At 68.8% G+C, this 13767-nt stretch carries 12 protein-coding genes and 2 pseudogenes; 10 read left to right on the forward strand and 4 right to left on the reverse strand.

What is annotated here, in order from left to right; translation table 11 throughout:
* Positions 1-61 precede the first annotated feature (61 nt).
* The 3 genes and pseudogenes from CUT83_RS00170 to CUT83_RS00180 all read left to right on the forward strand — a co-directional run.
* Positions 62-609: pseudogene (locus CUT83_RS00170) on the forward strand (sugar nucleotide-binding protein); the annotation flags it as partial.
* Between the two features lie 336 nt (positions 610-945).
* Complete coding sequence (locus CUT83_RS00175; protein WP_240958541.1) at positions 946-5415, forward strand: SNF2-related protein; 4470 nt, start codon at positions 946-948, stop codon at positions 5413-5415.
* Positions 5412-6326, forward strand: coding sequence for a hypothetical protein (locus CUT83_RS00180; RefSeq protein WP_101253841.1), 915 nt, complete (start codon positions 5412-5414; stop codon positions 6324-6326). Before CUT83_RS00175 ends, CUT83_RS00180 begins: the two co-directional genes overlap by 4 nt.
* A 391-nt stretch (positions 6327-6717) precedes the next feature.
* On the opposite strand, the gene CUT83_RS00185 is transcribed toward CUT83_RS00180, so the two are convergent.
* Together CUT83_RS00185 and CUT83_RS00190 are read right to left on the reverse strand one after the other, a co-directional pair.
* Complete coding sequence (locus CUT83_RS00185; RefSeq protein WP_173914994.1) at positions 6718-7206, reverse strand: DUF4265 domain-containing protein; 489 nt, start codon at positions 7204-7206, stop codon at positions 6718-6720.
* A 59-nt stretch (positions 7207-7265) separates the two neighbouring features.
* Positions 7266-7880: a DUF6461 domain-containing protein gene (locus CUT83_RS00190; protein ID WP_173914995.1), complete on the reverse strand. Its 615-nt coding sequence runs from the start codon at positions 7878-7880 to the stop codon at positions 7266-7268.
* 184 nt (positions 7881-8064) lie between these two features.
* Between CUT83_RS00190 and CUT83_RS00195 the strand changes: the two are divergent.
* From CUT83_RS00195 to CUT83_RS30535, 4 genes and pseudogenes are all read left to right on the forward strand, one after another.
* Positions 8065-8490, forward strand: a pseudogene (locus CUT83_RS00195) (DUF4259 domain-containing protein).
* Positions 8491-8716: 226 nt separating this feature from the next.
* Positions 8717-8938, forward strand: a complete 222-nt coding sequence (locus tag CUT83_RS30595; RefSeq protein WP_240958542.1) for a hypothetical protein — start codon at positions 8717-8719, stop codon at positions 8936-8938.
* Between the two features lie 745 nt (positions 8939-9683).
* Positions 9684-10319 carry a protein-L-isoaspartate O-methyltransferase family protein gene (locus CUT83_RS30530; RefSeq protein WP_206282694.1) on the forward strand — a complete coding sequence of 212 codons (636 nt, stop codon included), beginning with the start codon at positions 9684-9686 and terminating at the stop codon, positions 10317-10319.
* A 9-nt stretch (positions 10320-10328) separates the two neighbouring features.
* A complete protein-coding gene (locus tag CUT83_RS30535) occupies positions 10329-10700 on the forward strand; it encodes a hypothetical protein (RefSeq protein WP_206282695.1) in 372 nt (123 codons plus the stop codon).
* A 64-nt stretch (positions 10701-10764) separates the two neighbouring features.
* Here CUT83_RS30535 and CUT83_RS00215 read toward each other — a convergent pair whose 3' ends face one another.
* Together CUT83_RS00215 and CUT83_RS00220 are read right to left on the reverse strand one after the other, a co-directional pair.
* The gene (locus CUT83_RS00215) at positions 10765-11946 is read right to left on the reverse strand and encodes a cell wall protein (protein WP_101253843.1); all 1182 of its coding nucleotides are present in this window, start codon (positions 11944-11946) and stop codon (positions 10765-10767) included.
* A gap of 172 nt (positions 11947-12118) precedes the next feature.
* On the reverse strand, positions 12119-12427 hold the full coding sequence (locus tag CUT83_RS00220) for a hypothetical protein (protein ID WP_240958543.1): 309 nt from the start codon (positions 12425-12427) through the stop codon (positions 12119-12121).
* A gap of 228 nt (positions 12428-12655) precedes the next feature.
* Between CUT83_RS00220 and CUT83_RS29940 the strand changes: the two genes are divergently transcribed.
* The 3 genes from CUT83_RS29940 to CUT83_RS00230 all read left to right on the forward strand — a co-directional run bounded on the left by CUT83_RS29940 (position 12656) and on the right by CUT83_RS00230 (position 13634).
* The gene (locus CUT83_RS29940; RefSeq protein WP_158238942.1) at positions 12656-13003 is read left to right on the forward strand and encodes a hypothetical protein; all 348 of its coding nucleotides are present in this window, start codon (positions 12656-12658) and stop codon (positions 13001-13003) included.
* A gap of 212 nt (positions 13004-13215) precedes the next feature.
* The gene (locus CUT83_RS29715; RefSeq protein ID WP_143688442.1) at positions 13216-13431 is read left to right on the forward strand and encodes a hypothetical protein; all 216 of its coding nucleotides are present in this window, start codon (positions 13216-13218) and stop codon (positions 13429-13431) included.
* Entirely contained in the window at positions 13386-13634 is a 249-nt protein-coding gene (locus CUT83_RS00230) for a hypothetical protein (RefSeq protein ID WP_101253845.1), read from the forward strand. Before CUT83_RS29715 ends, CUT83_RS00230 begins: the two co-directional genes overlap by 46 nt.
* Positions 13635-13767 lie beyond the last annotated feature (133 nt).

The raw sequence follows: 13767 nt of genomic DNA on the forward strand, positions 1-13767 counted from the left end.
CAACCGTTACAGCCTACTTACTGATCGTGGCCGTATGAGTGTCACACCAGTTCGACGACCCTACGACGAGTCCTGCCTTCCGGACGCACTCACTCCTTACGGGGCGGCGAAGGTGGCGGCGGAAACAGGCGTACGCCTCGTGTGTCCGGATGCGGTGATCGCTCGTACTTCGCTGATCATCGGCGACCAGCGGTCTGAGCACGTACGCCTGGTGCACGATCTGGTGGTTGGCAGGCGAGCCGGCGTCCTGTTCACCGACGGCACCTACTGTCCGGTACATGCCAGTGACCTGGCGGCTGTCCTGCTGGAACTCGCGTTCTCCAACGCAAGCGGCGTGCGCGATCTTGCGGGAGCCGACGCCCTCAGCCGTCACAAGCTCGGTGCCCCCATTGCCAGAAGTGACGGTCTCGACACCTCCCAGCTACCCAAGGGCCTCCGGGCCCACAGCACACTGTCCGGCCCCCCGACGTGCGCCTCGACGGCCGGGAGAGCCAGCGAAGGCTGAGCACCACACTTCGAGGTGCTCGACAGTTCTGCGAGGAGGCGACCACCGACGGCCGCGACCCCGGTCGAGATGATCATAGAACTGCACCCACGATCGGGCGCTGAACGCAGCGCTGTGCTCCAGCTGCCCGGTGCCCGCTACGCCCCTGGCTGGATAAGAACCGCGGTGATCACCTCTGCGTTCTCCTTCTGTCCTTCCGCGGGCAGCTCGGTCGCCAACAGCTTCTGTCAACCTGCCTCAGGGCTTGAACACATCCGGGTACTCCAGAGGAATCAACACACTGTGCCGCAGGCCAATGCCGGTACCGTCAGGCACCTTCGTAGCTGATTGCGAACGCACCAGCTCACACGGTGATGTGCTGGTCTCCTCGAAGGTTCATGATGGCGACTCCTCCTCCAACCCAACCGGTCGGCGTGCCGCGTCCGCCCTCTAGTTCACGCGTGGATCTCGGGGCGCTGGAGCCCCAGGTGTTCTGCCGACTGCTGGAAAAGGCATGCGCGGACCGTTACATGCCCGCCGAGCTGGCGGCGGAGGCGGCTGTCCGCGCCGGCGTCGGCCGCCTGGGAGTGAAGGAGCTCCGCATGCTTCTGCTCCAGGTGCCGCAGTTCGCATCGGCCCACGTAGCGGTGGCTTCTGCCTGGGCGTTCGTCAGGGCGCGTACCGAGGTTGCGACGTCCGTGCTGCACTCTCATGCGCAGGACGTCGGTGAACCCGCCGCTTTCGTTGTACGGGATATCCGGTCCGCTGAGCCGAAGGTTTTCAGCGCTCAGGCCGGTTGGCGGAGTCCCGCGGGCAGTTTCCATGGGGCCGCGGTCGCCCGTACGAGCAGGAAGGCCGCTCACCAGTACGCGGCCGTCAGCCTGCTCGGGCACATGTGCGGAGTCGAACCGGTCGAGCAGAACGGCGCAGAGAAGGGATGGGTGCCCGCAGCCCGGTACTCGGCCGGCTCTGCCCCCACACAGGCCCGTGATCAATCGTTCGCCACCAGGTTGCAGCATGCCCTGGCGCAGCCCCGCGTCGCACCTGCTCTGGTGGCGGAAGTAGCGACGCGCATCACCGCCGGAGCACTCATTCCCCGGGACCTTCACGCGGTGCTGTTCGGGGCGCTCTCCTCCGCGTGGGAGCCAGCCCGCCGAGCGGCCCTGCAGGCGGCCGCAGAGCCAGGCACGGCCGTGGCCGTGCTGACGCTGTACCAGTCAACGCGCAACCACCCAAACCCGAACTTCACCGACGAGCAGAAGGAAGGCTCCGGGCCGTTCCGGGCTCGGGTGACGTGCCTGATCGACGGTGAAACCGTCACTCTTCTCGGCCCCTGGCGTTCCAACAAACGCCAAGCACGAGGGGCCGCAGCGCACCGCGTTCTGGCCGATCTTGCCGAGCTGCCTGTCGAGTTTCCGCACGCCCGAGAGGAGCCTGCCCTCGTGGTCGGTGAGGGCGGCGTGCGAGAGAAGGCAAGCCGCCAGGACCGGCTGCTCTCCATGCAGGAAACGGGCCTCATCAGCGAGCTGACCTTCAAGGACGAGCCCAGCATCAGCGGGCTGGAGCCTCTCTTCGTGTGCGTGGCCGCCTGCGTGGGCCGGGGACAGATGCTCTCTGGTGCCGGCCGCGGACTGGGCCGATCCAGCGCTCGGCTGGAAGCAGCGAATCAGCTGCTGAAAGCCTACAAACAGCTCACGACCTCTACCGGGGGTGTGCGGCTCGGTCGGGTGGCGGTGCCGGTAGGCCGTGGTAAGAACGCGTTGATGGTGCTCAACGAGCTGAAGCAGACCGGCCAGATCTCCGAGCTGGAGTTCGAGGACCCGGAGCTCGACCCTTCGGTGGGATTCGTCGCATCCATCACGTGTGAGGTGGGGGGCGAGAATCTGCGGACGGAAGGGACGGCCTCGACCAAACGCGCAGCGCAGCGAGGCGCTGCGGAGGCCATGGTGGAGCTGCTGGCCACTCCCGCCGATCCGGTGTCTCCAGAGCGGCCGGACGCGTCGCTGACGGAGGTGCACAAGGATCGCCTGCGTCATGGTCCCGCGGGTCCGGTTGCCGTTCGAAGTGAGACAGCCATGGCCGAGGCAGCGCTGGCGGCCGTCCTGCAGCAGGGTGCGGACCTCACGATCGACGTGCAGGGCGCGACTACCCGGTTCCTGGTCTACCGCCAGGACGGGCTACCGATGGAGACGGCGTGCCCCAAGCCGATCCGGGCATGCACGGCCACACTCGTTCTGCCGACGGGCCAGGGCGTCGCGGTCGGCCCTCGGCCGGTGGAGTGCTGGCAGACGCCGGTGCGGCTGCTGACGAACGCGCTCGGGCGCTACCAGGACCGGAGGACGGAGGCCCGCTCGGTCCAGGTGTGGCGAGAGGTGATCCGCCTGGGGCTGGAGGCAGTGGCCGCTGGACGGGTGTTCCCGTCGCTGGCCGAGGACGGCACGGATGTGTGGCGGGCGGGCCCCCTCACAGCAGAGCAGAAGACACGGGCACGACAGTTGCGGCAGGCCATGGTGCCTTCGGCGCACTGCGGTGCGGTCACGGACACGAAGCCGTACCGGTTGTGGGCTCCCTGCCTCATGGTCCGCGCCGGGCTCGACGCGGTCGCTGAGGCCATGCTGCGCGGCCCAGGTACTCCAGTCGTCCTGGGCAGTGGCCCCTTCACAGCACCAGTACCTCAGCAGCAGCGGAACCCGGCCCTCATCCAATGGGCTGACGATCTTGAGGACGACCGGGCACCAGCACCAGTCCTGGAGTTGGTGCTGTCGGTGCGCGCGCCGAAGAAGGACAGCCCCGGTGACACCGAGCTGCTCTGGGCCGACCTGCGCGTGCGCCAGCCGGACTCACCAGTCGCCGAGCAACGGGCCTGGCGCCCCGTGGCGGAAGCCGCTTCCGATCCCGAGTTCGTTGCCCTCGTTCGCCGTCGCCTTCGCCGCATCGCGGCGGCGTGGCCGCCGGCCGAACGGCTGCTGGAGCGGACGGTCCCCGACAGGTTCACGCTCCGGGCCGCCGAGGCTGTCCTGCTGCGGGGACGCGCCGGTCAGCAACTGCAGAGCCTCGGGCTCCGGGTGGAGTGGCACCAGCAATGGACGGACCTGCTGCGCACCCGAGCCGTGCTGGGGCGCCGCCCGCCGTGCCCACCCTCCGCCGCGCGACCAAAGTTCTCGCTCGGCGACGTGCTGGACGGCAGGTGGCAGATCTCGGTGGACGGGGGTGACCTATCTGACGGTGAGATGGACGCTCTCGCTCAAGCTCCTGTGCCGCTGGCCAAGGTCCGCGATCAGTGGGTGCTGGTGGACGAGGAGACGGCCAAGCGGGCCGCTGACCGCCAGATGCCGCCCATCCCGTCCGACGAGGCGCTGCGGGCTTCCCTGACCGGCCAGATCAATATCGACGGCACCACGTTCGAATGCGAGCCGGCCGAGGCACTGGCCGACCTCGTCGAGTTCCTGCGCAGCGGCTCGCGCACCTCCCCGGTGCCGCCACCTCGCGGCCTTAAGGCCACGATGCGCGACTATCAGCATCTGGGCCTGGCCTGGCTGGCCAACACCACCGACGCGGGGTTCGGCGCTCTGCTGGCTGACGACATGGGCCTGGGCAAGTCACTGACCGCCCTGGCGCTGCACCTGCACCGCCGCGACCAGGACCGCCGCGCCACAGGCCCCACGCTGATCGTCTGCCCCGCCTCCATGGTGATCAACTGGCAACGAGAGGTACACCGCTTCGCCCCCAGCGTCCCCACCCTGCGCTATCACGGGCCGGACCGCTCCTTGGACGAGGCGACGCCCCGCACCGTCGTGATCACGACCTACGAAACACTCCGCCGCGACATCGACATCCTGGTCGAGCAGCCCTTCGACATGGTCGTCGCCGACGAAGCCCAGATCATCAAGAACCACAAAACGGCCACGGCCCGTGCCATGCGCCGCATCAAGCCCACTGCCCGGATCGCGCTCACCGGCACCCCCGTGGAGAACAACCTCACCGAAGCATGGTCAGTGATGGACTGGCTCAACCCCGGCCTGCTCGGAACTCTTCGGACCTTCCGTGACCAGTTCGCCCGACCGATCGAGGAGAACATCACCGACTCTGATCTCACTACGCGCCTGTCGGGCCTCCTCAAGGCGTTCATGCTGCGCCGCCGCAAAAGCGACCCCGGGATCCTGACGGAACTCCCACCGAAGATCGTGAGCCCCCGGATCGTCAGCCTCGCCCCCGAGCAGGCCGCCCTCTACCAGGACGTCGCCGACGCAACACTCCAGGAGATCCGCTCCGCCGAGGGCGTCCAACGCAAGGGCCTACTGCTGACCTTGTTCAACAGCCTCCAGCAGATCTGCAACGCGCCCGCCCACTACCTGAGCGAACCCCTGGACGGCGACTACGACCCGCAGCACGCCGCGGCTCGTTCAGGCAAGCTGGCCGCACTGAACGATCTGCTCCCCGTCCTGTCCGACCCGGACGAATCCGTACTGATCTTCACCCGATACCGGGCCATGGCCCGTCACCTCCTCCGACACCTGCGTGCCCATGACCTCGACCCGCTGTACTTCAGCGGGGACATCACCGCGGGCCGCGACCGGCAGCGGATCATCGACCACTTCCAGTCCAGCCCTGGCAGGACGATGGTCATGACGGTCAAGGCCGGCGGCAGCGGCTTGACCCTGACACAAGCCAGCCACGTCGTCCTCTTCGACCGCCCCTGGAACCCCGCCAAGGAGAGCCAGGCCATCGACCGTGCACACCGGCTCGGCCAACAGCGAACCGTAACCGTGCACCAGCTCATCACCGAGAACACCCTGGAAGACCGGGTGGACGAACTGCTCAGGCACAAACGCGCTCTGGCCGATGCCGTCCTGGCCGACGGCTACTCCGCCCTGACCGAGCTCACCGACGAACAGATCTGCGACCTGATCGCCCTGGGAGCACAGCAATGACCCCCAACACCTGGGCGAGCGCATGGCAGGCGGCCCTGCGCACCGCCGTATCCGATGAAGCGACGCTGCTCGCCGGCCACAACGACCTGACAGCGGGCGGCATCGCACACCTGACGATCACACCCGGCCAGGTCACCGCCATGGCCACGGCACGGCACAGCAAAGAGGAAGCCCACACGGTCATCACCCTGCCCTCCCTGACGAGTGAGCAGGTAGCCGCTGTCCGTGCCGCGTCCACGCACTGCGGTCATCACCGGAAGCTCCGTGACGGGGAGCTCCCCGACTGCCTGGCCGACCGTGCCCACACCGGCAACGTGCAGGTAGCCCCCGTCGCCGCGGAAATCGGCTTCGCCTGCACCTGCGGAATCTCACCGTGCCGACATGCGGCGGCCCTGGCCCATGCCGTCACTCGGCTGCTGACCACCCGTCCCGCCGAGTTCGCAACCCTACGCGGCCTGCTGCCTCAGCCCACGAGGAACGAAGCGGCTGCACCCGGAGCAGACACGGCAATGACCACCACCCGAACTGCTCCCGGCGGCCAGATCCACGTCACCGCTCACCACGCCTGGAACTGGTACCGAGAACATGCCGAGCTGCCTGTTCTCCCCGACTACGCTCCGAGTATTCCCCGCAGCGCGGAGACAGCAGCACGGTCATGGCCCCCTCCACCCACCCCGGCCCCCCACGCGGATCGACTGCATGCCCTCATCACCGACGCCGCAACACAGGCCAGAAACCACCTGCTCTCCGGCACTGCGCTTGAATGCGCGTGGGACGACGACGCCATCCGACTGGCCTCAACCGTCCCACGCGTCCACCTACCCGAGATCGCCGACCGCCTCGGCCTTGACATCGCCCAGCTCCGCGAACGACTCGTCTCCCAGATGCCCGCAGACACACCCGCGCTGTGAACGAGCTTTGCGCCAGCCTGAGCCGTCCCAGGTTTGATGGAGACATCGAAGCCCCGGGACGCCGGTCATGGCTGCACCCAAGAAGTGCGCCCATAAGCAGGTGGAGAGTCGGCGGTTAGCACGTCGGCGAGCTGTTGGGGAAGGTTGAGGACGGTGGATGGGCCGGTGATGTGTGGCTCATGCTCCAGGTCTGGCTGGTTGGTACGGAAGGGGCGGGTGATACAGCATCTTAGAGGCGATCGCGTGGGCCGCCGACCGCTCCGGCCCTCGCACTGGTTCCCCAGCCTCCACGTCGTTCGTCAGGGGATGCTGACAGTTGGCACAGCGGAAGATGGTCACTTGTAGTCCTCCACGCTGCCTCCACACCAGGGGAGACGAGCCGCCAGGGCGGTCACGTCGCTTCCGTTGCCTGCCACGCCGCGGTGACACACCCTCCCTCCCAATGCCACCACCCCTTGGCCTCGCCATGCTCCAGGAGCTTCCGTATCCGAGGCAGGTCGGCATCCGGTGGAACATCGAGAGCCACCATCCGGAACTGCTCGATCCCTTCGCCCGTCGTGCCCAGGCGGTGGAAGGTCTCCAGCACGGTCTGCCGAGCGGCATCCGAGCCACCGTCCTTCAGGACGATCAGACGGATGGTGCAGTGCTCCGAAGCCCGCACCGTTTCCCCGGCCCAGCGGACACCTTCATCGTCGATGTCCACCCGGATGATGTCGTCGCTGGCGACTCCGCGTACGAACCAGGGCGTGTTGTCCAGCCGCACGATCCCGTTGCCGAGGTCCACCGCCCACAGGCTCTCCACGCTCGCTGGCGGCCAGCCGTCCTCATCCACCTCCAGGGGGAAGTGGACCTTCACGTGGTCGTCGCTGATGTTCGTCACCGCAACATCATCCACATCCTGCCCGCACTGCTCAGCCCCGGAACCACGTACGGTCGGCATCACTGAGTCCGTACCGTGGCGCAGGCGAACGTGGTCTCCGTGAGTAGTCCCGGGGTGATGGCGACATCGGCCAGGTGTTCTGCCAGCGCGAACGCCGCGAGTGAGGACGGATCTGTCTCGGGTGTCTCCTCGCCGAAGTGGAAGCCGATTCGTTGCAGCACGTCCAGGAGCTCATCGGGAGTGGTGCCCCAGCGGTCATCCGGGAACATGAGGTCGAAGCACAGCCGTAGCACTTGGTTCTCCGCCCAGAGGAACGTACCGACGCCGTTGATGTTGACGAAGTGAGAGATCCAGCTTGTCCCTGCGGAGGCCGGTAGCGCTCGTTCTTCGGTGACTCCCAGGTAGCCGTCGGGTTCGACCAGCAGAGTCCATGCCCCCACCGCCGTCATAGCGACCAGCTGACGGTCGCCCTCCGCCGAGTCGAACTGGGCGAAGGCCGCATCGACCACTGCCGTTATACCGTGCAAAGGTTCCTCTGGGTGTCCTTCGAGCCGAGACACCACCTCAGCCGGAGCCAGGCCCCTTACCAGGGTGAAGCAGTACGCCTCGGCGATGTCTGGAAAGTCGTTCTCGAACCAGGCGTAATCCGCCCCGGTTTTCATCATGCAGCCCATCTTGGCCCCTGCCGCCGACAGCCGGAGGACGCGGGGGCCGCCGACGGACCGGAAACGCATCTGCCGGTTCGGTAAGTGCTCCTTTCCCCTCTGGGCCCCTCAGCAGAGGCCCCGTGAACATCACTGGAACCGTGTGGACGCTGCTGTCAGGATCTTCTAGTCAACACCACGGTCTGGAGGGGCTATGGGCACTTGGGGCACCGGCCCGTTCGAAAACGACACCGCAGCGGACTTCTGTGACGATCTCGACGAGGCAGCCGCAGACGAAAGAGAGGGCATGATCCGCAGCGCTCTCGCCCGTGTGATCGGTACAGAGAAGTGCCTCGAAGCGTCCGAATCCGATGTCGCGGTGACCGCAGCCGCCCTCGTCGCCGCGCAATGCCCACAGGGCCCGGCCATCGATTCCGTCTAGGGACCGAAAGAGCCCCTTCCTGACCTCGCTGGCCTACGGGACCTCACCCTCCAGGCACTCGACCGTGTCATGACCGAGCCGTCCGAGCTGCTCGAGCTCTGGGACGGAATTCGTGGCCGCGCTTGGCGCGCAGAGATCCACCGGCTGCAGAACGGGCTCCTGCCGCAAACTCCCGGAGAACAGCTCCGGCTGATCTGAACAGCCTGCTGACACCGTTCGTCCACCACTGGAAGGACACCATGAGCTGGGACCTACTCCTGTTCCGCCTGCCCGACGACATCACCTCGGTCCAGTAACTCTCCGATGCATACGAGTCGACTCCACTCGGCCGCTTGGATGATGTCCTTGCGACCATCCCATGCGCCGTCCCCGAAGCCGACCTTTCCGACCCGACCTGGGGGAGATCCTCGGCCCCGCCTGGTCGATGGAACTCAACATCGGACCAGACGACCCAGTGGACTCGATCACGCTCCACGTCCGGGGCTCCGGCGATGATGTCTTCACAGCTGTCTTCCGCCTCGCCGAAGCCCTGCACTGCAAGGTCCTCGACTGCATGGAAGGAGACCTCATCACTCCACGACAGACGACAGGCTGGCACGCCTTTCAGCAGTACCGCGACCACACACTCGGCGCGGCAGTCGGGTAGAACGGCCGACATGACGGTCTTCTACTGTGCGAGGTGCGGTGCTCAACTGACCCGCGACCTTCAGGAGCTTCCAGAGGTCCCCGACGCCCGCGTAGCCGACGCAGACCGCGACCGCAATACCTGGTTGGCACCGTCAACCGTGCCCATGGGGTCCTACGCCATCGACCCGAAGCCGTGGGGCGCACCATTTGTGCGGCCGCCAGCGCACGACCACGCCTCTGAAGTGTCGGGGAATCGCGCTCTTCTCATGCCTCCCGAGCTGGCTGGAGCGGTCTCCGCCGGCCCCAGGAACTCGGTGATCGTGCATCCGAACGGCGTGCCGAGCCTCCGCCTGGCCGGCGCGCTGGGCATACACCACGGGTGCTGCGGGCCGTTGGGAACAGGGGGACGCAACATGATGTGCGCCTGCGGAGCACTCGTGGCAACCCTTGCCGCGGACTGTCTCGGGCCCCATGAACTGCACCTCGACCCCATCCGCGTGTACGCCTACAACACCGAGCCCAAGGCGTGACCTCGGACCCCCGCCACCCTGGGCCTCACCCCCTGCGGTACTGACTCACCGTGCTGGCCCCAAGGGCCAGCCGCTTGGCAGAAACGGGGAACGATCACCGTCCGGCTGGAGAACGATTTTCAACACGCTCCGCAGCCCCAGGCCGGACCGATTCGTGAACACCCCGTGACCTTCACCTGCCCAGGCTGGTTGCAGGACATAAGTCCACCCACCTGCACCTGAGGGGAACCTGCTGTGCCCTCTGTTCCCGACGCCGCCGCCGTTCCCGAGCGGTACTACACCCACAACGCCGACCGTGGCCCCACCGACAACCGGTCCAACCCCGCCGCGATCCACCGCGAGCTGACCACCCTGAGCGTCGCCGAGGGTATGCGCATCCTGGAGATCGGCACCGGCTCGGGCTACTCCGGCGCGCTGCTGTCCCACCTCGTCGGCGACAACGGACGGGTCACCAGCCTCGACGTCGATCCCTACATGACCCGCTGGGCCAACCTCCTGCACCACCGCCGCGGCCTGACCAACATCCGCTGCCACACCGCCGACGGCACCGCCGGACACCCCGAGCGCGCCCCGTACGACCGGCTGGTGGCCTGGTGCGCTCCGCCGCTGCTCCCCCAGGCGTGGGTGAACCAGCTCACCGTCGGAGCCACGATCGTGGCCGCGCTGCCGATCGCGGACGTCCCCAAGGTCACCGCCGTCGCCCGGGTCACTGTCGGAGTGGGCGGGCCACGGGTCGAGGACGTGTCCCACGGCGGCTACATCGAAACCGGCAACTCCCCCCGCGTGGACTTCGACGTGCCGCTGCGCTGGGTGGACTGGGAGAACCGCATTCCCGCCCCGTCCTGGATCTCCACCGCCTGGCGCGAGTAGGACGACTGGTTGCACACCGGCGCCCGCACTGCCCTGGAGCGGCTGTTGAAGAACGCCTACACCGAGCCCTACCAGGGCGGGGCGATCGACTGGGACAGCTGGCGGACCTACGTGGCCGCGGTCGGAGGCATGCACCTGACCGTGACCGAGATTGCTGTCGACGAACTCGGGTTGGGGCACTCCGCTCCGGGGTCGGTTGCGGTCATTCGGCAGGACGGCACGATCCTCGCCGACGCCCCCGACTCCCCGTCCCTGACGGTCCTGCGCGGCTGGCTCGCCGCGTGGGAAGCGGCCGGGCGGCCCGCGCCGGAGACGTACCAGCCGTCCCTGGTCCGGGATGAGGAGCAGGCCGGCTGGGCCCTGCGGCTGGTCCTGCCGTAGCAGACCGCGACCACGGCGGAGCCTCCACCGCTTGGTGGGGGCTTCTTCGTGCCTTGACAGGGCATCACAGATTCAGCCGGGCGTGCCCGCTGAGCCGGAACCTCAGCCGCAGCGCTCGGTCCACCAGCGTGCTGGTGTACAGCCTGCGGGCGTCGCGCAGGCCGAGCTCCTCGACCGCGGTGACGACCAGGTCCGGGTCCTCGAGCGCGGCCGACCGCAGCGCCACCACCGCCTCGCGCGGGAGGTCCTCCAGCCGTACCCGGCCCTCGCCGATCCCCGGCTCCTGGCCGTCGTCGTCCGCGGCCACGCCCGCCTCGAGGAACTCCTCGGTCGGCCCTGTCGGGCACACCGGGCCCGCCACGGCGGCCCGGGCGTCGCGGCGGCGCAGCTCCGCGGTGATGAACCCGGCCGGCTGCTGCGGACGCCAGTCCAACCACCAGGAGTGCAGCTCCACGGCGATCGCCTCGGCGTTGAGCCCGGCGTCGATGAGCGGCCGCAGCGAGTAGGCGAGCCGCCGCAGGCCCTCGCGCTGGGTCCAGGCCACACGGGGCCGGACTTGGCGGGCGATGGCGATGTCCCGGGCGACCTGCCATGCGGGGCGACCTGTCGACCGGCCGGTCCGCCGACGGCTGGTGGTCTTCTTCGGGCTGGATGCGGTGGGGCACGCCGCGCGCGGGGGGTCTTTCACCCCACCACTCACCCCAGCTTTCCCAACCCCCCTGTACCCACCAGGAGAAGGGGGATCATGGGCTGGCCTGCAGGCATCCGCTGCGCGCTGCGCCTCGGCCACCGACCGCTCCCGGCCGGCCCCGGTCACGCCGACCACCCGGCGGTCGCTGTACCCGGCGCCCTCGAGCCGGTGCCCCATCGCCTCGTCGAAGCACAGGGGAACGGCCGCGCCGTACACCGTGGCGGTCGCGGTGTACTTCTGGCCGGGCAGGTGGAGGTTGCGGCGGGAGCCGTGCTCGAGCCACACCAGAGCCCCCAACTCACGCAGGATCCGCACGTGGCGCTTCACCGTCGGCTCCGACAGCCCGAGCCGGGCCGCGGTGCCGGCCAGGTCGTAGATGGCCCGGCCCTCGATGTAGTCCATGCGGCGGGCGAGGTCCTCGGCCACGCGCACGGTCGTCGCCGAGGCGCGCGGGTGCAGGCCGGCGTCGACGAGCCAGCGCACCACGCGCCGCCAGGGGCGCGGCTGCGCACGGCGCGACGCCGTGGTGGTGGCCTCCTGCTCCTCCCGGGGCACGGGCGTCCACGCGGGCAGGGGAGAATCTGGGCATGCCAAAGCAGGCCCATGTACGCTGCGCAAAGGCAGTCCTTACTTGCTACGTGGGGAACTGTTGATCAGCGGGCCGCTAACCCGCTGGTACTCACGGCCGGGCGGTCACCACACCGCTCGGCCGTACCTGTGTCTGCAACTACTCGGCTGCCATGCCGTCAGACTCCTTCCTCGGCCGGTTCTTCTCGCCGCGCAGACCCTTGGCGATCTGCTGGGCGCGGGTGGGGTGAACGCCGCCGAGGATCGTGGCGATCTCAGCCCATGTCTTGCCGCTGTTCTTCAGCGCCTGGACCCGCCGCTGCCTGATCTCCCGCAGGCGCGCGTGGTGATCAGGCCACGTCTTCAGCAGGTCAGAGACGGCGCTCGCACATGCGGCGTCATCCTCAATGGCCTCCAGGGCATCGATGGCTTCCAAGAACCTCCGCACCTCCTCGGGTTGCTCTGCCACTCCCGCTCTCCCTTCTACGCGAGAGCGCGGCCACCGACCATGCTAGACCCTAGGGTCTTGCATGGAGAAGACCCTAGGGTCTAGCTTAGGCGTGCGGGGCCACGCTCTTCGGTCTCGTAAGCAAAACGGCCCCGGCCCGGCGCTGCACACGCCATGTGGGCCGGGGCCAGCCCCGCAGGCAAGCGGGGCCAGACCACCCGTAGACCACGAAGCCACACGGGAGATCCAATGCGCGATCGTATCCGCGCCCGATGCCACACCGGCACCCCCCTCGCCGGTGACCCCATCACCTCCGAGGCCCTCCGCCGCGTCCAGCACGACGGTGCCCAGGCTGCCCGCCGCATCCTGGGCACCGTCGCCGACCGCCTCTCCACCCTGGACCCGAACCGGCCCATGGACCACGGCGCGCTCCTGGTCATCGCCGACCGCGCCGCCGACCCCGAGGGCACCGGCCGCTGCGCCCTGCTGCGCACCGCCGACGCCGCCCGCGCCCAGGCCCCTGAGATCCTCCCCGGCGACACCCGTGCCGACTACGCCACCCGCATCCGCCTCCGCCTCGCGGGGGTGCACGCCTGATGGCCGCCCAGACGCTGGCTCCGTGCCACACCTGTCACGGCGCGCAGGGTCACCCTGAGACCACCTGGACCGAGGGCGGCGCCCGCATCGCAGGAGCGTGTCCAGTCCCTGCAGGAGGAGCGCAACCGGCTGCGCCTGGCGCTGGAGACGATCGCCTCCGCCCTGGTGACGCGCCGGATGCGGAGCGCGCATGGCAGGAGGCGGCGCGGCTGGTGCAGCGGCACGGCGACCGGGCGGTGCTGGGCGCGCTGGCCGAGGAGCTGGACCTGCTGTGCCTGGGCCCGGCGGTGCACCTGTACCTGTGCTGGGGCGAGATCCGCTCCGCCCACACCATCCGTGCGGCCGCGCGGCCGAGGCCGAAGGCGCCCAGCCGTCCGGGTGGGTGCCGAGCCGCACGGTCGAGTCGGCCCGCGACAACGAGCCGCTGACGGACTACGCCACCCGGTCCGTGCCGGTACAGGGCACCTGGCCGGACCACGGCCGGGTCCACCTGCTGGTGCGGGAGGACGGCCGGCCCTTCTCCGCCCACGGTACCGCCGAGGCCGCCGACGCCCTCGCGGAGGTCGTGCTCTCGGGTCACGGGTTCAAGCTCACCCGCACCGAGCTGGCCGTCGCCGAGGCTCGCCAGTGAGCGCTCGGCCCTGACGTATCCGCTGGCGCCACGCGGCCGACCGGCAGCTCGGCACCGGCCTGGCCCGCTGGGGCTTCACCACCACCGCGGCGGTCGCCGCCCTCAACGGCCCGCCCCGGCCGCCGCCGTCGCC

It is taken from the genome of Streptomyces barkulensis (assembly GCF_002843305.1).
In the GTDB taxonomy this organism is placed as follows: domain Bacteria; phylum Actinomycetota; class Actinomycetes; order Streptomycetales; family Streptomycetaceae; genus Streptomyces; species Streptomyces barkulensis.